The following is an 18,013-nucleotide window of genomic DNA, read 5'->3' on the forward strand; positions in this document are numbered from 1 at the left end:
AAACTCTTCAGTTTACAATCATTGCGGTTCTTACCTGCCACCCGAAAGCGACAGAAGCGAACCAAACTTGGCTCAAGGTTTTCAAACGTTCTCTCAAGATCCGAAGACCTTGGACGAGTCGCTTGCCTTGATATTTGGTGATTTATCACCCTCATCGGCAAGCGCCCACATGAATTACCTGATCACATTATTAAAGAGCGTTTCGCTGTGCTGCTTGACTGACTAAAAAGTCAGTGAAAGGCTCGACCAACCGTTGAACTGCTTGGCCTCAGCGAGGAAGACGTATTCTACGCACTTCCGAAGGATTGTCAATGACTGATTGGCAAAAATCGCGGCGGCGTGACATGACACATGAACCACGCTCGCTTGCCTAACCTGCTGACAAACCTGAGGTTTTACACCTCATCCACCGCTGGCAACGCTGGGCGTCCCCGGCAGCGGATGCGTACTTTACGGCTTTGCTGGCGGGGACGCAAGGGGCGTGCGAAAAAAATTAGCGCAGTGTCACACGGGCGTAACGTTTCTTGCCTGCCTGGATAACGTAAGCCTTGCCGGTTGTCAGCATGGTGTCTTGCGCCACAGCCTCGCCATCCACTTTGACACTGCCATTTTTGAGCATGTCTTTCGCCTGGGCGCTGTTCTTGGTCAACCCCGAACGGTTGAGAACCGCTGCGATCGGCGCTTCACTCCCCCCTTCAAAGTCGACCTCCACTTCGGGCAGGTCTTCTGGCAGTTCGCCGTCAGCCAACTGATTACCCGCTGATCGATGGGCGTTGGCGGCAGCTTCGTCGCCGTGGTAGCGCGCTATCAGCTCACGCGCCAGCTCCATCTTGACATCGCGCGGGTTTGCGCCCTGCTCAACGCTCTGCTTGAGCGCTTCGATTTCTTCGTTCGACTTCAGCGAAAGTAAATCAAAATAGCGCCAGATCAGGGTATCCGGCATGGAAACCAGCTTGTTGAACATGGAACCGGGCGTTTCATCGACACCCACATAGTTACCCAGCGACTTGGACATCTTCTGCACGCCGTCCAAACCCTCAAGCAGCGGCATGGTGATGACCACCTGCGGTTGCTGACCGAAATGCTTTTGAATCTCCCGGCCCATCAGCAGGTTGAACTTCTGATCGGTACCGCCTAATTCGACATCCGCGTCTAACGCGACCGAGTCGTAGCCCTGTACCAGCGGGTAGAGAAATTCGTGGATGGCGATCGACTGATTGGCCTTGTAGCGTTTTTCAAAGTCATCACGCTCGAGCATACGCGCAACGGTACTCTGCGCAGCCAGCTCGATCATCTTGGCGGCGGTCAGGTCGCTAAACCATTCAGCGTTAAAGCGCACCTCGGTTTTATCGGGATCAAGGATTTTAAATACCTGTTCCCTATAGGTATCGGCATTGGCCTTAACGTCGGCTTCGGTCAGCGGTTTGCGAGTCACGCTTTTACCCGTGGGGTCACCAATACGGCCGGTGAAATCGCCGATGAGGAAGATAACGGTGTGGCCCAGGTCCTGGAACTGGCGCATCTTGGTCAGCAGGACACTGTGCCCTAAATGTAGATCGGGGGCCGTGGGATCGAAACCTGCCTTGATACGCAGCGTACGGCCAGAGGCCAGCTTTTCGCGCAGTTCATCCTCCACCAGGATTTCATGGGTCCCCCGCGACAGCAACGCTAGCGCCTGCTCCACCTCACTCATTGCTTTTCTCCACGTAAGCATCGCCTTGTTGGCGTTCGGATAATAAATTGTGGGCGATGTTACCATGCTCACGGGTATTGGTTGAGCCTTAACGCGCTTCGTATGGGTCGTCTTATGAAATCTGCACCACATTATTATATTGGCCTGATGTCAGGCACCAGCCTTGACGGCATTGACGCCGCCCTGGTGGCGATTGGCCGCGATACGCCGCCAGAACTGCTGGGGACGACTGCCGTCGCAATGCCAGACGCACTGCATAAGCAGCTGCTGCAACTTTGCCATGCACAAGAAGTGAGCTTTGCCGAATTGGCTGCCGCCGAAGACGCCTTTTGCCGACTGCAAGCCAAGGCAGTGAACGCCCTGCTGACCGCACAGCAACTTTCGCCTGAACAGGTCCAGGCGGTAGGCAGCCACGGGCAGACCGTTGAGCACGCCCCAGGCGGCCATACTGGCGGCCCGGCTTACACACTGCAGTTGGATAATCCCAGCCTGCTGGCGGAGTTGACCGGCTGCACCGTTGTGGCTGATTTTCGCCGCCGCGACCTGGCAGCAGGCGGGCAGGCGGCGCCGCTGGCACCCGCCTTTCATCAGGCGCTGTTTGGACGCCAGCAAGGCGAACAGCTCATCTTGAACCTGGGCGGTTTTGCCAACCTGACGTGGCTGCCCAGCAACGCGGAAACGCCCGTGACGGGCTTCGATACGGGGCCTGCAAATGTGTTGCTGGATGCCTGGTTCTCAAAACACAAGGGCGGCCGTTTCGATCAGAACGGGGCATGGGCAGCCAGCGGAAGGGTGGACCCAGGTTTGCTGGAACGTCTGCTGGAAGCCCCCTTCTTTCAACAGGCACCCCCACGTAGTACGGGGCGTGAGCTATTTCATCTGCCATGGCTGGAGCATCACCTGGCCGGTAACGAAGCACCTTGTGACGTTCAGGCAACGCTTGCCGAACTCACGGCGATCAGCGTTGCACGGGGCATCCAGCAGTTGCCTCTCACGCACCAAGGCATCACGGTAATTACCTGCGGGGGTGGCGCGCATAACGCTGACCTGATGGCAAGGCTGGCCGCTCATCTACCCCTTGCCGACTTTGCGTCACCGTCAACCTACGGCTGGCCGGAAGACTGGATCGAGGCAGGTGCCTTTGCCTGGCTGGCCCACCAGCGCCTGCACCAGCTTCCCGGCAATGTCCCTACGGTGACCGGCGCCAGAGGGCCACGCGTCCTTGGCGGCATTTACGCACCCTAGCATCAACGTCACCAGGCATCATCGCGATCGCGCAGGGCCCACTGGTCCGGAACACGCTCGTCCAATGAACGCGGGGTCGCCTGCCCACCCTGAAGCTTCAGCATGAGGCGCAAGTCATTGGCGGAGTCCGCGTGGGCAAGCGCCACCTCCTGGCTGATCTGCGAGGCCTGGCAAAGATCGAAGAGCGCTTGGTCGAAGGTCTGCATGCCGTCATCCCGGGACGCCGCCATGGCTGCTTTAATCTCGTCGACCCTGCCTTTACGAATCAGATCGGCAAGGCGTGACGACTGCAGCATGACCTCAACCGCCGCGCAACGCCCACCGTTAAGGCTGGGCAACAGCTGTTGAGCCACCACCGCACGGAGATTAAGGGAAAGATCCATCCATATCTGCTCATGGCGTTCATGCGGGAAGAAGTGAATGATTCGCTCCAAGGCCTGATTGGCATTGTTGGCGTGCAAGGTGGCCAGACAGAGATGGCCTGTCTCAGCGAACGTCAACGCGTGTTCCATGGTTTCACGGCTGCGTATCTCACCGATCAGGATCACATCAGGGGCTTGGCGCAGGGTGTTCTGGAGCGCTACTTCGAACGACTCGGTATCAATGCCCACTTCACGCTGGTTAACGATGGCGCGCTTGTGCGGGTGCAGGTACTCGATCGGATCTTCAATGCTGATGATGTGCCCACCGACCGTTTCATTACGCTCCTGCACCATCGCCGCCAGAGTGGTGGATTTTCCGGTCCCCGTGCCCCCCACCACCAATACCAGCCCCCGTTTGGCATGGGCGAGCGAGGCAAGCGCCGTGGGCACCCCCAGGGTTTCCAGGGTGGGAATGTGCTGCTCGATACGGCGTATCACCATGGCAGGCTGGTTTCGCTGCTGGAAGGCACTAACGCGAAAGCGCCCCTTGTCTTCAAACCCCAGCGCAAAGTTCGCCTCGCGCTGTTGCCTGAAACGCTCGCGCAACCCGTCGGGCACGGTGTGAGTTACCAACTCGCTTACCTGATGTTCACTCAACGGCTTTTGGCCCAGGGGAACCAGCCCGTTGGGCATCTTGAGGCTGGGCGGCGCACCCGTTGAAATGAGCAGGTCTGAGGCTTGCTGCGTCACCATGATGTCCAGCAACTGGTGCAGCCACTGGCCAGGCGTCAGCGTTGAGGCGTCGTTATTCGCCATCGGTTACGTCTCCCGGGAAGCCAGGGTGCCCTTGGCCAGCGCCTGGGCGGCTTCCATGCCGACATGGCCATCGTTGACCAGTTGCGACAGGGCGGCGTCCAGCGTTTGCATACCCAGGTTGCCGCCGGTTTGAATCGCCGAGAAGATCTGCGCCACCTTGTCTTCACGAATCAGATTGCGCACCGCTGAGGTCGCGATCAGAATTTCATGGGCCGCCACGCGGCCGCCTCCCTGGCGCTTCAAGAGTACCTGGGCGACCACCGCCTGCAGCGACTCAGACAGCATCGAACGCACCATGGCCTTCTCTTCGCCGGGGAAGACATCAATAATCCGGTCAATGGTCTTGGCCGCTGACGTGGTATGCAGCGTCCCGAGCACCAGGTGGCCGGTCTCTGCCGCCGTTAATGCCAGGCGGATGGTTTCCTGGTCGCGCAGCTCTCCCACCAGGATCACATCCGGGTCTTCGCGCAGCGCACTGCGCAACGCCTCCGCAAAGCCGTGTGTGTCACGATGGACTTCCCGCTGATTAATCAGGCAGCGCTTGCTGGCATGCACAAACTCAACCGGGTCTTCGATGGTGAGAATGTGCTCATAGCGATGATCGTTGATGTAATCGATCATCGCCGCAAGGGTGGTACTTTTCCCCGAACCGGTTGGCCCGGTCACCAACACCAGGCCGCGCGGCAGCATGGAGAGGCGCTCGAACACTTCGCCCAACCCCAGGGCCTGCATCGATAGCACCTGATTGGGAATGGTGCGGAATACCGCGCCGGCCCCGCGGGCCTGATTAAAGGCGTTGACTCGAAAACGCGCCACGCCCGGCACTTCGAAAGAGAAGTCGACTTCGAGATGTTCTTCGTAGTCGCGGCGCTGACGATCGTTCATGATGTCGTGAATCAACCGGCGCACGGCACTGTTATCCATGGCAGGCACATTCAGCCGACGGATATCGCCATCAACCCGTATCATGGGTGGCAAGCCAGCGGATAAGTGCAGGTCGGATGCATTCTGCTTTGCCGAGAATGCCAGCAGTTCGGTAATATCCATCTTTCTTCCCCAGCTGCGGTAAGGTGCCTGAGTATGACAGATAACGCGCTTCCAGCGTCACTAGCCAGCGCGCGCCAGCGCCTAGAGCACGCCCTCATCGACGCTGGCCGCCCGGTTAATGATGCCTCGCTGCTGGCCGTAAGCAAAACCAAGCCGGCCTCGATGATTCGCCAGGCAAGCGCGCTTGGTCAGCGTGAGTTTGGTGAAAACTATCTGCAGGAAGCGTTGGACAAGCAGGCAGAGCTGGCCGACCTGGACGATCTTGTGTGGCATTTCATTGGCCCTCTTCAATCGAATAAAACGCGCGCCGTTGCCGAAAATTTCGCCTGGCTGCACACCATTGACCGCCTGAAAATTGCCAAGCGGCTTAGCGAGCAGCGCCCTCCCCATTTGGCCCCACTCAACGTTTGCTTACAGGTCAATATCAGCCGTGAGCCCTCAAAATCAGGCGTCATGCCAGAAGACGTGGAAGCCCTTGCCCAGGAGGTTGCTGCGCTACCTGGCCTCAAGCTGCGAGGCCTGATGGCGATCCCCGCCCCGGCAGAAAGCCTGGCGGCCCAGCGTCAGCCTCTGGCCGAGATGCGCAAGCTTTTGTCAGCGTTACAGAAGGCACTGCCCGATACGCCGCTTGATACGCTTTCCATGGGCATGAGCGACGACCTGGAAGCGGCTGTGCTGGAAGGTGCCACACTGGTACGTTTAGGGACGGCGATTTTTGGTGCGCGGAATACCACCTGAACGAACCATCGAGCCAACCGGGAACGCATGTACCCAGGCGAATGAAATCACGCGGCTCAACGCCGCCTTTTTCAACAGAGGATACCCCCATGACGAACAAGATCACCTTCATTGGCGCAGGCAATATGGCAAGCGCCATCATTGGCGGCCTGATCGACAGCGGTGTCACGCCTGACGACATCACGGCCACTGCGCCTCAGGAAAGCGAACTCGAGGCGTTACGTACACGCCTGAACATCCAGACGCAAACCGATAACAACGCCGCCGCGAGCCAGACCGACGTCCTGGTGCTGGCTGTTAAGCCACAGATCATGCGCGACGTATGCGAAGCGCTCAGCGACACCGTTCAACAGCGCAGCCCTCTGATCATTTCCATCGCCGCTGGCCTTGACGCGGCCACCATTGACCAATGGCTGGGCGGGGGTAACGCTGTGGTTCGCTGCATGCCGAATACACCGTCTCTGGTAGGCCGCGGTGCCAGTGGCCTGTATGCTAATGCGCGGGTCAGCGATGCCCAACGCGATATAGCGACTCAGCTCATGGAAGCAGTGGGCATCGTCGAATGGGTCGAGGAAGAAGCCTTGCTGGACGCGGTGACAGCGGTCTCAGGCAGCGCACCGGCGTATTTCTTCCTGATGCTGGAAGCCATGGAAGACGCCGCCGTCGAGCTCGGCCTTCCCGCCGATACGGCGCGCCGCCTGGCGATTCAAACCGCCTTGGGTGCCGCCACCATGGCACAACAAAGCGATAAAGACCCGGCAACACTCAAACAGAATGTCATGTCGCCCGGCGGCACCACCGAGCAGGCGATTCAGCACATGGAAGATGCAAAGCTCAGGACGACAATCGCTGATGCGATGCAGGCCTGCGCCAAGCGTGCCCAAGCCATGTCCAAGGAACTGAGCGGCCACTAATCAACGCGGATTTTATAGGAGAAATAGCCATGGGCAACGAATTGGGCAGCGCCGGGTTAATGCTGGTTAACTCGCTGATCAATATTTATCTGTTTTTACTCATGCTGCGATTTTTATTGCAGGCGTCAAGGGCCGACTATTACAACCCCATGAGCCAGACAGTCGTCAAGATTACCCAGCCAGCCGTGGGGCTTTTCCAGGGTTTCTTGGGGCCGGTCGCCGGTCGCTTCGATCTTGCCACCCTGGCGGCCGGGTTTGTCCTCAAGGTCATCAGCATTATTGCGATTTTCATGGTGATTGGCGTGGGCATGCCCCCTGTAACAGGGCTACTGATCGCCGGTATCGCCGCCCTGGCCAACGCCATCCTGAAGATTTACTTCTTCGCCTTGATCGTGATGATCATTCTGAGCTGGGTCGCCCCCAATGCCAGCCACCCAGGCGCGCTGTTAATCATGCAGCTGGTCGAGCCCATCATGGCCCCGGTACGCAAGGTCATCCCGCCGCTGGGCATGATTGATCTATCCCCCATTGTGGTATTTATCGCCATTAACCTGGTGGACGGGCTACTGGTGGGCTCACTGATTCGAGCGGCCGGCATTTCCGGCGCCCTGGTCGGCCTGTAATCACTGGCACTGGCTTATTTACGACGACTGACTCAGCAGGACTAACGCTTTCGATGCCCGATTCAGACACGCTTGCTTTTGAGGACCGGCCGACGAATTCCGTCGGGCTGGTCACTCCGAATGTCGCCAAATTCGACACGCCCCTTCCGCTCGCCTGCGGCAAGGTATTGCCCGAGTACGAGTTGATTTACGAGACCTACGGCACTCTTAACGCCGAGCGTAGCAACGCGATACTGATCTGCCATGCGCTCTCAGGCCACCACCACGCGGCCGGTTACCACAGTCAGGAAGACCGCAAGCCCGGCTGGTGGGACGCCCATATCGGCCCCGGCAAAGCTATCGACACCAACCGCTTTTTCGTCGTGTCCCTGAACAACCTGGGCGGCTGCCACGGCAGCACCGGCCCGGTGAGCCACAACCCCGACACCGGGCGCCAGTGGGGCCCCGACTTCCCCATGGTCACGGTGAGTGACTGGGTGGCCAGCCAGGCTCGCCTGGCCGACCAGTTGGGGATCGAGCGCTGGGCGGCAGCGGTGGGTGGCAGCCTTGGGGGCATGCAGGTGCTGGAGTGGACAATGACCTACCCTGACCGGGTGTCCAATGCGGTGGTCATCGCCGCAACGCCACGCCTGTCGGCGCAGAACATTGCCTTCAATGAAGTCGCGCGTCAGGCGATTCGCTCCGACCCGGATTTTTTTGACGGCTGGTACGCCGAACATGATACCGTGCCCAAGCGTGGGCTGAAGCTGGCCCGTATGGTGGGCCATATCACCTACCTTTCCGAAGACGCCATGGGCAGCAAGTTCGGCCGTGACCTGCGCAGCAACGACCTGAACTTCGGCTTCGGGGTCGAGTTCCAGGTGGAATCCTACCTGCGCTATCAGGGTGATACGTTTTCCACCGCCTTTGACGCCAACACCTACCTACTGATGACCAAGGCGCTGGATTACTTCGACCCGGCGTCCACCCAGGGCGGGGATCTCGCCAACGCCCTCGCCCCGGCACAGTGCCCGTTCCTGATCGTCAGCTTCACCACCGACTGGCGCTTTCCGCCGCCGCGCTCTCGGGAGTTGGTCGACGCCCTCACGCGTGCGGGCAAACCGGTGAGCTACGCCAATATCGACTCGCCCCATGGCCACGACGCGTTCTTGTTACCCGAGCCCCGCTACGAAGCGGTATTCGGTGCTTTCATGAATCGCGCGGCCCGCGAGCTTAACCTTGCTCATCCGGATGCAGAGGAGACACCATGATGCGCGCTGATCTGGAACTGATCTACGACTGGGTCCCCGAGGGCGCGCATGTTCTGGACCTGGCCTGCGGTGATGGTGTACTGCTCGAAGCGCTGGCCCAGCACAAAGGCGTGACCGGTTACGGCCTTGAAATCGATCACGACGGCATTACCGGCTGTGTGGCCCGCGGCGTCAATGTCATCGAGCATAACCTCGACGATGGCCTGGGCAGCTTCTGCGACAACAGCTACGATCAAGTGATCATGACCCAGGCCCTGCAGGCCCTGCGTCGCCCCGATAAAATGCTCGATGAAATGCTGCGCGTTGCCGAAGAGGGCATCATCACGTTTCCCAACTTTGCCTACTGGCGTCACCGTATTCACCTGGGCCTGCGCGGCTACATGCCGGTTTCCAAGTCGCTGCCCCACGCCTGGTACGACACCCCCAACATTCATCTCTCCACCTTCAACGACTTTGAGCACCTGTGCCGTGAAAAAGGCATGGTGATTGTGGATCGCGCCGTGGGCGTGGGTGACCACCGCGGGCACTGGACGTCTAGGCTATGGCCCAACCTGTTCGGTGAAATCGCCATTTTCCGCGTGCGTCGCCGCTGAGGTCACCGACCAGCGTATCGGCAAGGCCCGCGTCAGGCGCACTGACGCGGGCTTGGCGGCCGCCCACTGCACGTCTATCCCGTATGCCAACACCTCGACGCCTGCCCTGGCCGCTTCCGCCATTGCAGCCGCGTAAGCCGGGTCGATATGCGCGGCAGGGGCCACATCGCCAATGCCCTCATGGGCCACGCAAAACAGCAGCACCGCCCGTTCACCCTGCTCGGCTAACGCCTGCAGCGAGCGCAGATGCTTGGCGCCGCGCACGCTGACCGAATCGGGAAAGTAACCATGGCCGTCGGTTTCTTTTAGCGTCACCTGCTTCACTTCGATGTAGACGGCGCCACGGTCAGGGTCGTCCAGGCGAAAGTCCAACCGCGCGTCGGCCACTTTCACCTCGCGCCTGAGCGTTGGATACCCCGCCAGCGGCGCGATATCACCGGCCTCGATGGCCGCCTCCACAATGCGATTGGCGCGCCCGGTGTGCACCGAGGCCAGCGCCGCCGTGCCATCCGGCTGCGGCAGTTCGATCCATTCCCAGGTCCAGGCCAGCTTGCGTTTCGGATTATCGCTTGGCGACAGCCATACCCGGCAGCCAGGCACATTGACCGCCTTCATCGAGCCGGTATTGGGGCAGTGAGCGACGACGTCCCGACCGTCGTCCAGGCGCACATCGGCCAGAAAGCGCTTGTAGCGGCGCAGCAAGGTACCCGGCACCAGGCCCTGGTAGGTAAGGCTCATAGACGGCTCACAAAGCGGTTAATGCGCACCACGGCGTCTTCCAGCCGCTCGACGTCGTTGGTGAAGGCAATACGCACATGATGCTCGCCGCCCTGTACGGCAAAATCGATGCCCGGCGTGATCGCCACGTTCTCCTCACGCAGCAGCCGTTCGCAAAAATCCTGGCTGTCACGACTATAGCGGGAAATGTCCAGCCACAGATAGAACGCCCCCTGGGGCGGCAGATCCGGCGCCAGCCCTAACTGCGCCAAGCCCTCAAGCAATACCCGACGACGCTGCTTGAGCGTCGCCCGCTGAGTCTCGAGAATGTCGCGACACTCGGGGGTAAAGGCGGCCAATGCAGCGTGCTGGGAAGGCGTCGGGGCGGCAAGAAACACGTTCTGGGCAAGCCTGGTGAGCGGCTCGATCGCACGCTCGGGGGCCACCAGCCAGCCCAGGCGCCAGCCGGTCATGCCGAAGTATTTGGAAAAGCTGTTGACCACAAAGGCGTCGTCAGACAGCGACGTTGCCGAAAGAGGCGCGTCGTCGTAATTCAGCCCCTGATAGATCTCATCCACCAGCACCTCGCCGCCACGCTCGGCCACCGCCTTGAACACCGCTTTCAACGCATCGGCACTCAACGTATGACCGGTCGGGTTGGAAGGCGATGCCAGCATCGCCAGCCGCGTATGGGGTTGCCAGTGCCGCTCGACCAGCGCAGCGTCCAACTGCCAGCCGCTGTCACGACCGACCGGGATAGCATCGACGTCGGCACCGGCCAGGGCCATGAAATGGCGATTACACGGGTAGTTGGGATCGGCCATCATGACCCGGTCGCCCGTCTCGACCAGTAGCTGGCTGGCCAGCAACAGCGCCCCCGAAGCGCCGGGTGTGACCAGAATCCGCGCGGGGTCTACCGAGGCATTGAAGTGCTCCGCGTAGTGACCGGCAATCGCCTCGCGCAATGCGGGCAGACCAGCGGCAGGCGTGTAGCGGGTTTTGCCTGTCGCCAATGCGTGCTGCCCCGCGGCCACAACCGGCGCGGGAGTCGCGAAATCCGGCTCCCCGACTTCGAGGTGAATCACATCATGGCCCGCTGCCTCACGCGCCTGAGCCATTTCCAGTAGATGCATCACACGAAAAGGTGCGACATGATTCACCCGTGAATTCCAGGCCATAACGGCTCCTTACCTAGCGGTAGTAAAAACATGAGCTTGGCCGCACTGGAGGCAAGTTCATGATAGAAAGCATTCTATTATGCTTGCAACACAGCCAATTTTCAGCTAAACAAGCATCCCTTTGGCGTGAGATCGTGACACACGCTCATGGTCGATCAGTAGTCACATACGTAGGGGGCACTCCCATGCCAGTAGCGGAAAAAAAACCGGAAGCGTCCAAGCCCTTCACACCGTATGAGCCGGCAACGGGTGAAGAATATATGAATGACCAACAGCTGGCGCACTTCCGCCAGCTGCTGTTGGATTGGAAACAGGACCTCATGGAAGAGGTGGACCGTACCGTACGCCACCTGCAGGAAGATGCTAACAACTACGCCGATCCGGCCGATCGGGCGACCCAGGAAGAAGGTTTCAGCCTTGAGCTGCGCACCCGGGACCGCGAGCGTAAGCTGCTCAAGAAAATTAACGAAACCATAGAGAAGATCGACGAAGACGATTACGGCTTCTGCGAAGCCTGCGGGGTCGAGATTGGTATTCGCCGTCTTGAAGCGCGCCCGACCGCCACGCTATGCGTCGACTGCAAGACCCTGGCCGAGCTCAAGGAGAAGCAACTCGGCGGCTAAGCCAGGAAGAATCGACCTGTATGCTATTGTGGAATGCGGGCACCCTGTGGTGCCCGTTTTGGTTTCTGGAAGGCTTCGATGACGCAACCAACTCGCTATCGTGGGCGGTTCGCCCCCACGCCGTCAGGGCCTCTGCATTTTGGCTCGCTGGTGGCAGCCCTGGGCAGTTACCTGGACGCCCGCGCGGCGGGCGGCGATTGGCTGGTACGCATTGAAGATATCGACCCGCCACGCTGCCCGTCAGGCACCGACAGCATCATTTTGCGCCAGCTGGAAGCGTTTGGCCTTCACTGGGACGAGGCCGTTCGCTGGCAGCATGACCGCCACGCTGCCTATCAGCAGGCGCTCGATACCCTCGCCGACCAGGGGCTGGCCTACCCTTGCAGCTGTTCGCGCAAACAGTGGCAGGCATATCCGGTCTATCCTGGCTGGTGTCGCACGGGGCTGAGTGACCCCACCCAGCCGGTCGCCTGGCGGCTGCGCAGCGACCTGGGAAAGCGCCCGGTGCAATGGCACGACCGCCTGTTTGGCTGGCAACAGTTCGACCCTGAAACACTGGGGGATGTCGTCCTCAAACGCAAAGATGCTCTCTGGGCATATCAGCTGGCGGTGGTTGTCGACGACGCCGAGCAGGGCATAACGGACGTTGTCAGAGGATTTGACCTGCTCGACAACACGCCCTGGCAGCGCCAGCTGCAAGTGGCACTGGCAGTTCCCGAGCCCCGTTACCTGCATTTACCCTTGGTGGTGACATCCCAGGGCCAAAAGCTTTCCAAGCAGAACCTTGCACCGGCGTTGGCCGAGGCGCCGAGCGCCATACGCCACCAGCTGTTTCGGGCGCTGCAGGCGCTTGACCAGGCGCCGCCCGATGACCTTGCCCAAGCGCCGGTGACCACTCAGTTAGACTGGGCGGTGACACATTGGTCGGTCGAGCGACTGTCACCGTCAGCGCAGCGCGAATTGCCACAGGAGCCCTGACATGTACGTTTACCGCATCATGCTGTTTCTGGTCTTCGGCGGCTACCTGCTCTCCCCCCTGCTGATGGATGGCTGGAGCGACCCGAGCGTGGCCTGGTATCGGCCCTTTGTTATCTGGGGCGGGCTGATCGCCCTGACATTGTGGCTTGAACAGAAGAGGAAACTGGATGAGCGTTGAGGTCCTTGGCGCGCTGCTTCTCGGCCTGGGCTATCTTGCCCTTCTGCTGGGCTGCGCCCTGGCGGTGGAAAGGGGCTGGATACCGCTGCGCATCAGCCGTCATCCTGCCGTCTACACCCTGGCATTGGGTGTTTATGCCAGCGCCTGGGCGATTTATGGCAGCGTCGAATTGGCGGCTAATGTCGGCTTTGGCTATCTCGCCTACTACCTGGGGGCCGCCGGTGCCTTTCTGCTTGCCCCGGTGCTGCTGGTCCCCATTCAGCGGATCACCCGTACCTACCAACTCGCCTCACTGGCGGATCTGTTCGCCTTTCGTTTTCGCTCCCGCTGGGCGGGCACTCTGGTAACCCTGGTCAGCCTGCTCGCGGTGTTGCCATTGCTGGGCATTCAGGTCAAAACCATGAGCGAGGCCGTCAATCTTTTCACCCGGAGCCAGGCCGGGCCTGTCGTGGCGCTTACATTTTGCGCGGCCATCGCCGCCTTGGCGGTGATGCTCGGGGCGCGACACAGTCATGTGCATAGCCGTCACAACAGCCTGTTGAGCACCATGGCGATCGAATCAGTGGTCAAACTGCTGGCCATGCTGGGGCTGGGCGCCGTGGCATTGTGGTTTGTATTCAGTGGCCCTGGCGACCTGCAGGCATGGCTCGAAGGCCCCGGCTACCTTGCCCAGGCGCGCACCGCCCGTTTTGATCCCGCCCAATGGCGCACCCTGCTGCTATTGTTTTTTGCCGCCGCCTTCATGATGCCGCATTTGTTTCATATCACCTTTGCGGAAAGCCTGTCGCCGCAGACGCTGCTGCAGGCAAGCTGGACCTTGCCGCTATTTTTACTGCTGATGGCCTTACCCGTCCCGCTTATCTGGTGGGCTGCGCAGTCGGTCAACGAGACGCTCCCCTTCACCGCCTACGCCGCCTATGCATTGAGCGAGCACTGGTGGGTCGGGGCGCTGGCGTTTATCGGCGGCCTGGCGGCCGCCAGCGGCACCATGATGCTGATCGCACTGGCGCTCTCGGGGATGGTGCTCAACCACATCGTGTTGGTGGCCAGGCCCCCCGAAGCGCGTAGCGACCTCTACGGCTGGCTGCTATGGCTGCGCCGCGGGCTGGTGATCGGGGTTATTTTAAGCGGTTGGCTGTTTTATCAGTGGGTTGGCCGTCATCACCCGCTGACCAGCCTGGGGCTCGCCGCCTTCATCGGCATGGCCCAGTGTTTGCCAGGCATGCTGGCGCTGCTCTATTGGCCGGGTGCCAACCGCAAGGGCATGGTGGCTGGCCTGATCGGGGGCGTTGGCGTCTGGCTCTGGGGGCTATGGCTGCCCCTGGTGGCGGGCTATACCCCGCCCACCCTGCCATTGACACCGCTGACACCCACGGATGCGCCCATCTGGTATAGCGTCACCTTGCTGTCTCAATCGCTCAACATCCTGCTGCTGATCGTCGTGTCGCTGTTCACCCGTACCTCGGAAGGTGAAAAATCGGCGGCCGAGGCCTGCTCGGTGGATGCGGTCATTCGCTCGAAACGCCTGCCGCTGGAAGCCGCTACGGCGAGTGACTTCTCTACCCACCTGGCCCAGGCACTGGGCGATGAAGCGGCTCACCGTGAAGTCGGCCGTGCGCTCAAGGCACTCAACCTGACTCATCAGGAGCGCCGCCCCTACGCACTGCGCCGCCTGCGCGACCGTATCCAGGCAAACCTTTCCGGCTTGATGGGCCCTTCTGTGGCGCGGGATATCGTCGACCGTTACCTGCCCTACCGCCACGACGATGCGCCGATTACCGATGACATCCATTTCGTGGAAAGCCGCCTGGAAGCCTATCGCTCGCGGCTCACGGGGCTTGCCAGGGAGCTCGATGGGCTGCGCCGCCACCATCGCCAAACGCTGGCTTACCTGCCCGTCGGGCTTTGCGTCCTCGGCGACGACGAAGAGCTGGTGATGTGGAATCAGGCGCTTTCGCAGCTTTCCGGCATCAGTGGGGAAAGCGTGATCGGCTCGCGCCGGGACAGCCTGCCTGCCCCCTGGCCATGGCTGCTGGGTAGCGTACTCAACGAAGGGCCGTCACCGCTGTACAAACAAGCCGTGAGGCTCCACGACAAAGACTACTTCCTGACGCTGCACAAGGCCGACCTGAGCGGCAACGACAGTCGCGGTGGCAGCGTCATTCTGGTGGAAGACCACACCGAGATGAAGTGGCTGGAGGACGAGCTGGTTCACGCCGCTCGCCTCGCTTCCATCGGCCAACTGGCGGCGGGCGTGGCCCATGAAATAGGCAACCCGATTACCGGCATCTCGTCGCTGGCGCAAAACCTGCGTTATGACACCCAGGATCCCGCCTTGCTGGAAACCGCCGATCATATTCAACAGTTGACCGAGCGGGTCACCAAGATCGTCAATTCGCTGGTCGGCTTTGCCCATGCCGGGCGCGATTCGCCCGGGCTGCCTCGCTCGCCCGTCGTGCTAAGAACGATCACCGACGATGCCTTGCACTTGATCCACCTGGCCCGCTCGGGCGAGGATGTCATCTTTACCAATGAGTGTACGGACGCGTTGGTGGTGCAAGGGGACGCCCAGCGCCTGACCCAGGTGATGGTAAATCTACTGGGCAACGCGCGGGATGCCTGCAGCCCCGAGGGCAGCGTGCACATCACGGCAGGCAAGCAGGCTGATCAGGCATGGTGGTGTGTGACCGACGACGGTCAGGGTATTGACCCCAAGGTACGTGACCACCTGTTCGAGCCCTTCACCACCACCAAAGCAGCCGGGGAAGGCACTGGGCTCGGGTTATCACTGGCCTACCAGATTATCAATGAGCATCACGGCAGAATTGAGGTGGCATCGCCACCGCCCGGAACATCTCGCGGTACAGCCATAACCCTGTGGCTACCGCTTTTCCAACAGGATGATCAGCTGCCCCATGTCTAGGATTCTGATTGTTGAAGATGAAGCCATTATTCGCAGTGCACTCAGACGTCTGCTCGAGCGCCATGACTATGAGGTCAGCGAAGCGGGCAGTGCCGAAGAGGCCGAGACACTCGATCTGGCCGACTTTGATCTGATTATCAGCGACCTGCGCCTGCCCGGCGAGCCGGGAACCCACCTGATCCAGGCCGCCGCGCCAGCGCCGGTTCTGATCATGACCAGCTATGCCAGCATGCGCTCGGCGGTCGACTCCCTCAAACAGGGCGCGGTGGACTACGTTGCCAAACCGTTTGACCACGCAGAGCTCCTGGAAACCGTTGCGCGGATTCTTCACCAGCAGTCGATGCAGCACAGCCCGCCGCCCGACATCACCGATGACGGGGGCGGCCGACAAACCATGATCGGCAACTGCGTGGCCATGCAGCAGGTCTACACCCGCATTCGCAAAACCGCGCCCGCCGATGTCACGGTGCTCATCCTTGGGGAGTCCGGCACCGGCAAGGAACTCGTCGCCCGCGCCCTGCATCAACAGAGCAAACGGGCCAAGGCCCCGCTGATATGCGTCAACTGCGCGGCCATCCCGGAAACACTGATCGAGTCAGAGCTGTTTGGCCATGAAAAAGGCGCCTTCACCGGCGCCAGCGCCGCGCGCACCGGGCTGGTCGAAGCCGCCGATGGCGGCACGCTATTTCTGGACGAAATTGGCGAGCTCCCCCTCGACGCTCAAGCACGGCTGCTGCGCGTGCTCCAGGAAGGCGAAATTCGCAAAATCGGCTCGGTGGAAACCCGCCATGTGGATGTCCGCCTGATCGCCGCGACCCACCGCGACCTGCGCGCGCTCTCCAAGAGCGGCGAATTTCGCCTGGACCTGTACTACCGGCTGAATGTCATGCAGATCGAGCTGCCGCCGTTGCGTGAGCGCGAAGACGACGTGCTGGAAATCGCCGACATCCTGCTCGACAAGGCCTGCAAGCGACATGATCGCCAAGGGCTGCGCCTATCCCGGGCGGCACGCCATGAGCTGCGTGACTACCCCTGGCCCGGCAACGTGCGTGAGCTGGAAAATGCCCTGGAACGCGGCGTCATTCTGGCCGAAGGCCATTTGATCCACCCCGACGACCTGGGGCTTGCCCCCGTTTCCCATCGCCCGACACCAGCGGCCAGCCCCCCTCCTTCAGCCGCCAGCGCCGACACGCTTCAACCCGGCGCCGAAGACGATGACCTGTCATTGGAAGACTATTTCCAACACTTTGTACTCGAGCACCAGGACCAGATGAGCGAGACCGAGCTGGCACAGAAGCTGGGGATCAGCCGCAAAAACCTATGGGAGCGGCGCCAGCGGCTGGGCATACCGCGCAAGAAGACGGCACGCCGCCCTAGCTGAACAGCGCCATCGCGCCTACAACTAACGTCTAATACACTGATTTATCAAAGAAATATCCACGAAATTCGTTACCCGCATACTGTTACCTTCCCACACGAAAGACGGCTCAAAGCGGGTAACACTTCATTCTCACAATCCTTTCCTGGCATAGCAGAAAAACCCAACCACCTGAATTCCATGCGTTATCTTGCGAGTGGCACGGCGAGTGCAATATATCTGGGTAAGAAAAACAAACTGGGCAGCGCGGTAAGTCGTCAACAAAAACAACATGACACCGCCCAGACCTGAGCCACAACAAGAACAACAGGGCCAGGCAGAGATAACGGTACTAACAACAACAACAGGCTTGTATCTCGTTACTTGCTTGCGCTAAGAAAAATAAGCGCTACATACAACAATAAAACTCGGCAAGTGCCCAAAAATGGACGCGACGTACGCCGGAAAGACTGCGCCCCAACAAGAACAACAGCAGTCAGTGTGTACACCCCGGATCCAATAACAAATCGCCGGAGGATGAAAGATTCGCGGTTGGATTATTGTTTTGAATACGAGGCGGTCGGAATCCACGTGATTGCCACGCCTACCGACTGCGGTGCGTATTCAGGGCGATGTGCCATCATGAAGAAAAACAGCAGCAACGGACGCTGATTGTCGCTTTTACAGGGGAGGCCTTATTGGCCTCCCCTTTCTGCGTTTAGCGGCCTTGCTCGTGCCACAACCCTGCCAACGCTTTGCAAGCCTCCAGCGGTCGGCT

17 protein-coding genes are annotated in these 18,013 nt (G+C 60.4%); 12 read left to right on the forward strand and 5 right to left on the reverse strand.

All coding sequences use genetic code 11. From position 1 onward, the window contains the following. The coding region (locus BMX75_RS18145; RefSeq protein WP_217639870.1) for a hypothetical protein at positions 1-226 on the forward strand (226 nt) is incomplete at its 5' end. A gap of 267 nt (positions 227-493) precedes the next feature. Here BMX75_RS18145 and tyrS read toward each other — a convergent pair. Further along, entirely contained in the window at positions 494-1,693 is a 1,200-nt protein-coding gene (gene tyrS, locus BMX75_RS08325) for a tyrosine--tRNA ligase (RefSeq protein ID WP_092827050.1), read from the reverse strand. Positions 1,694-1,807: 114 nt separating this feature from the next. Here tyrS and BMX75_RS08330 point away from each other — a divergent pair, with 114 nt between their 5' ends. Next, complete coding sequence (locus tag BMX75_RS08330; RefSeq protein ID WP_092827426.1) at positions 1,808-2,938, forward strand: anhydro-N-acetylmuramic acid kinase; 1,131 nt, start codon at positions 1,808-1,810, stop codon at positions 2,936-2,938. An 8-nt stretch (positions 2,939-2,946) separates the two neighbouring features. On the opposite strand, the gene BMX75_RS08335 is transcribed toward BMX75_RS08330, so the two are convergent. Both BMX75_RS08335 and BMX75_RS08340 read right to left on the reverse strand, forming a co-directional pair. After that, positions 2,947-4,116, reverse strand: coding sequence for a PilT/PilU family type 4a pilus ATPase (locus BMX75_RS08335; protein WP_092827065.1), 1,170 nt, complete (start codon positions 4,114-4,116; stop codon positions 2,947-2,949). A 3-nt stretch (positions 4,117-4,119) separates the two neighbouring features. After that, positions 4,120-5,163 carry a type IV pilus twitching motility protein PilT gene (locus BMX75_RS08340; RefSeq protein WP_092827068.1) on the reverse strand — a complete coding sequence of 348 codons (1,044 nt, stop codon included), beginning with the start codon at positions 5,161-5,163 and terminating at the stop codon, positions 4,120-4,122. A gap of 33 nt (positions 5,164-5,196) precedes the next feature. Here BMX75_RS08340 and BMX75_RS08345 point away from each other — a divergent pair, with 33 nt between their 5' ends. The 5 genes from BMX75_RS08345 (at position 5,197) to metW (ending at position 9,281) form a co-directional block, all read left to right on the forward strand. Continuing rightward, entirely contained in the window at positions 5,197-5,901 is a 705-nt protein-coding gene (locus BMX75_RS08345; RefSeq protein ID WP_092827070.1) for a YggS family pyridoxal phosphate-dependent enzyme, read from the forward strand. A gap of 89 nt (positions 5,902-5,990) precedes the next feature. Then, a complete protein-coding gene (proC, locus tag BMX75_RS08350; protein WP_092827072.1) occupies positions 5,991-6,815 on the forward strand; it encodes a pyrroline-5-carboxylate reductase in 825 nt (274 codons plus the stop codon). A gap of 29 nt (positions 6,816-6,844) precedes the next feature. Continuing rightward, positions 6,845-7,438 carry a YggT family protein gene (locus BMX75_RS08355; protein WP_066316083.1) on the forward strand — a complete coding sequence of 198 codons (594 nt, stop codon included), beginning with the start codon at positions 6,845-6,847 and terminating at the stop codon, positions 7,436-7,438. Between the two features lie 53 nt (positions 7,439-7,491). Further along, entirely contained in the window at positions 7,492-8,688 is a 1,197-nt protein-coding gene (gene metX, locus BMX75_RS08360; protein WP_092827074.1) for a homoserine O-succinyltransferase MetX, read from the forward strand. Then, positions 8,688-9,281, forward strand: a complete 594-nt coding sequence (gene metW, locus BMX75_RS08365; protein WP_066316286.1) for a methionine biosynthesis protein MetW — start codon at positions 8,688-8,690, stop codon at positions 9,279-9,281. The genes metX and metW overlap by 1 nt, the downstream gene beginning before the upstream one ends. On the opposite strand, the gene sfsA is transcribed toward metW, so the two are convergent. Beyond that, complete coding sequence (sfsA, locus tag BMX75_RS08370; RefSeq protein WP_092827076.1) at positions 9,228-10,019, reverse strand: DNA/RNA nuclease SfsA; 792 nt, start codon at positions 10,017-10,019, stop codon at positions 9,228-9,230. The two genes, metW and sfsA, sit on opposite strands and share 54 nt — an antisense overlap. Further along, on the reverse strand, positions 10,016-11,176 hold the full coding sequence (locus BMX75_RS08375; RefSeq protein WP_092827078.1) for an aminotransferase class I/II-fold pyridoxal phosphate-dependent enzyme: 1,161 nt from the start codon (positions 11,174-11,176) through the stop codon (positions 10,016-10,018). Before BMX75_RS08375 ends, sfsA begins: the two co-directional genes overlap by 4 nt. Before the next feature lie 185 nt (positions 11,177-11,361). On the opposite strand from BMX75_RS08375, the gene dksA reads away from it, so the two are divergent. From dksA to BMX75_RS08395, 5 genes are all read left to right on the forward strand, one after another. Beyond that, positions 11,362-11,799, forward strand: coding sequence for an RNA polymerase-binding protein DksA (dksA, locus tag BMX75_RS08380; protein ID WP_066316091.1), 438 nt, complete (start codon positions 11,362-11,364; stop codon positions 11,797-11,799). Positions 11,800-11,877: 78 nt separating this feature from the next. Next, a complete protein-coding gene (gluQRS, locus tag BMX75_RS08385; protein ID WP_092827080.1) occupies positions 11,878-12,777 on the forward strand; it encodes a tRNA glutamyl-Q(34) synthetase GluQRS in 900 nt (299 codons plus the stop codon). Position 12,778: 1 nt separating this feature from the next. After that, positions 12,779-12,955, forward strand: a complete 177-nt coding sequence (locus BMX75_RS18050) for a hypothetical protein (protein WP_175474715.1) — start codon at positions 12,779-12,781, stop codon at positions 12,953-12,955. Next, positions 12,945-15,878, forward strand: coding sequence for an ATP-binding protein (locus BMX75_RS08390; protein WP_092827082.1), 2,934 nt, complete (start codon positions 12,945-12,947; stop codon positions 15,876-15,878). The genes BMX75_RS18050 and BMX75_RS08390 overlap by 11 nt, the downstream gene beginning before the upstream one ends. Beyond that, positions 15,871-17,259: a sigma-54-dependent transcriptional regulator gene (locus BMX75_RS08395; protein ID WP_092827084.1), complete on the forward strand. Its 1,389-nt coding sequence runs from the start codon at positions 15,871-15,873 to the stop codon at positions 17,257-17,259. The genes BMX75_RS08390 and BMX75_RS08395 overlap by 8 nt, the downstream gene beginning before the upstream one ends. Positions 17,260-18,013 lie beyond the last annotated feature (754 nt).

It is taken from the genome of Vreelandella subterranea, assembly GCF_900111305.1.
GTDB classification, from domain to species: Bacteria; Pseudomonadota; Gammaproteobacteria; order Pseudomonadales; family Halomonadaceae; genus Vreelandella; species Vreelandella subterranea.

Excerpts from the sequence above, each read along its gene's own strand:
- sfsA (WP_092827076.1), bottom strand. The coding sequence starts at position 10,019 with ATGAGCCTTACCTACCAGGGCCTGGTGCCGGGTACCTTGCTGCGCCGC.
- BMX75_RS08395 (WP_092827084.1), top strand. The coding sequence starts at position 15,871 with ATGTCTAGGATTCTGATTGTTGAAGATGAAGCCATTATTCGCAGTGCA.
- BMX75_RS08345 (WP_092827070.1), top strand. The coding sequence starts at position 5,197 with ATGACAGATAACGCGCTTCCAGCGTCACTAGCCAGCGCGCGCCAGCGC.
- metW (WP_066316286.1), top strand. The coding sequence starts at position 8,688 with ATGCGCGCTGATCTGGAACTGATCTACGACTGGGTCCCCGAGGGCGCG.
- BMX75_RS08390 (WP_092827082.1), top strand. The coding sequence starts at position 12,945 with ATGAGCGTTGAGGTCCTTGGCGCGCTGCTTCTCGGCCTGGGCTATCTT.
- BMX75_RS08375 (WP_092827078.1), bottom strand. The coding sequence starts at position 11,176 with ATGGCCTGGAATTCACGGGTGAATCATGTCGCACCTTTTCGTGTGATG.
- dksA (WP_066316091.1), top strand. The coding sequence starts at position 11,362 with ATGCCAGTAGCGGAAAAAAAACCGGAAGCGTCCAAGCCCTTCACACCG.
- proC (WP_092827072.1), top strand. The coding sequence starts at position 5,991 with ATGACGAACAAGATCACCTTCATTGGCGCAGGCAATATGGCAAGCGCC.
- BMX75_RS08330 (WP_092827426.1), top strand. The coding sequence starts at position 1,808 with ATGAAATCTGCACCACATTATTATATTGGCCTGATGTCAGGCACCAGC.
- gluQRS (WP_092827080.1), top strand. The coding sequence starts at position 11,878 with ATGACGCAACCAACTCGCTATCGTGGGCGGTTCGCCCCCACGCCGTCA.
- BMX75_RS08340 (WP_092827068.1), bottom strand. The coding sequence starts at position 5,163 with ATGGATATTACCGAACTGCTGGCATTCTCGGCAAAGCAGAATGCATCC.
- BMX75_RS08355 (WP_066316083.1), top strand. The coding sequence starts at position 6,845 with ATGGGCAACGAATTGGGCAGCGCCGGGTTAATGCTGGTTAACTCGCTG.
- tyrS (WP_092827050.1), bottom strand. The coding sequence starts at position 1,693 with ATGAGTGAGGTGGAGCAGGCGCTAGCGTTGCTGTCGCGGGGGACCCAT.
- BMX75_RS18050 (WP_175474715.1), top strand. The coding sequence starts at position 12,779 with ATGTACGTTTACCGCATCATGCTGTTTCTGGTCTTCGGCGGCTACCTG.
- BMX75_RS08335 (WP_092827065.1), bottom strand. The coding sequence starts at position 4,116 with ATGGCGAATAACGACGCCTCAACGCTGACGCCTGGCCAGTGGCTGCAC.
- metX (WP_092827074.1), top strand. The coding sequence starts at position 7,492 with ATGCCCGATTCAGACACGCTTGCTTTTGAGGACCGGCCGACGAATTCC.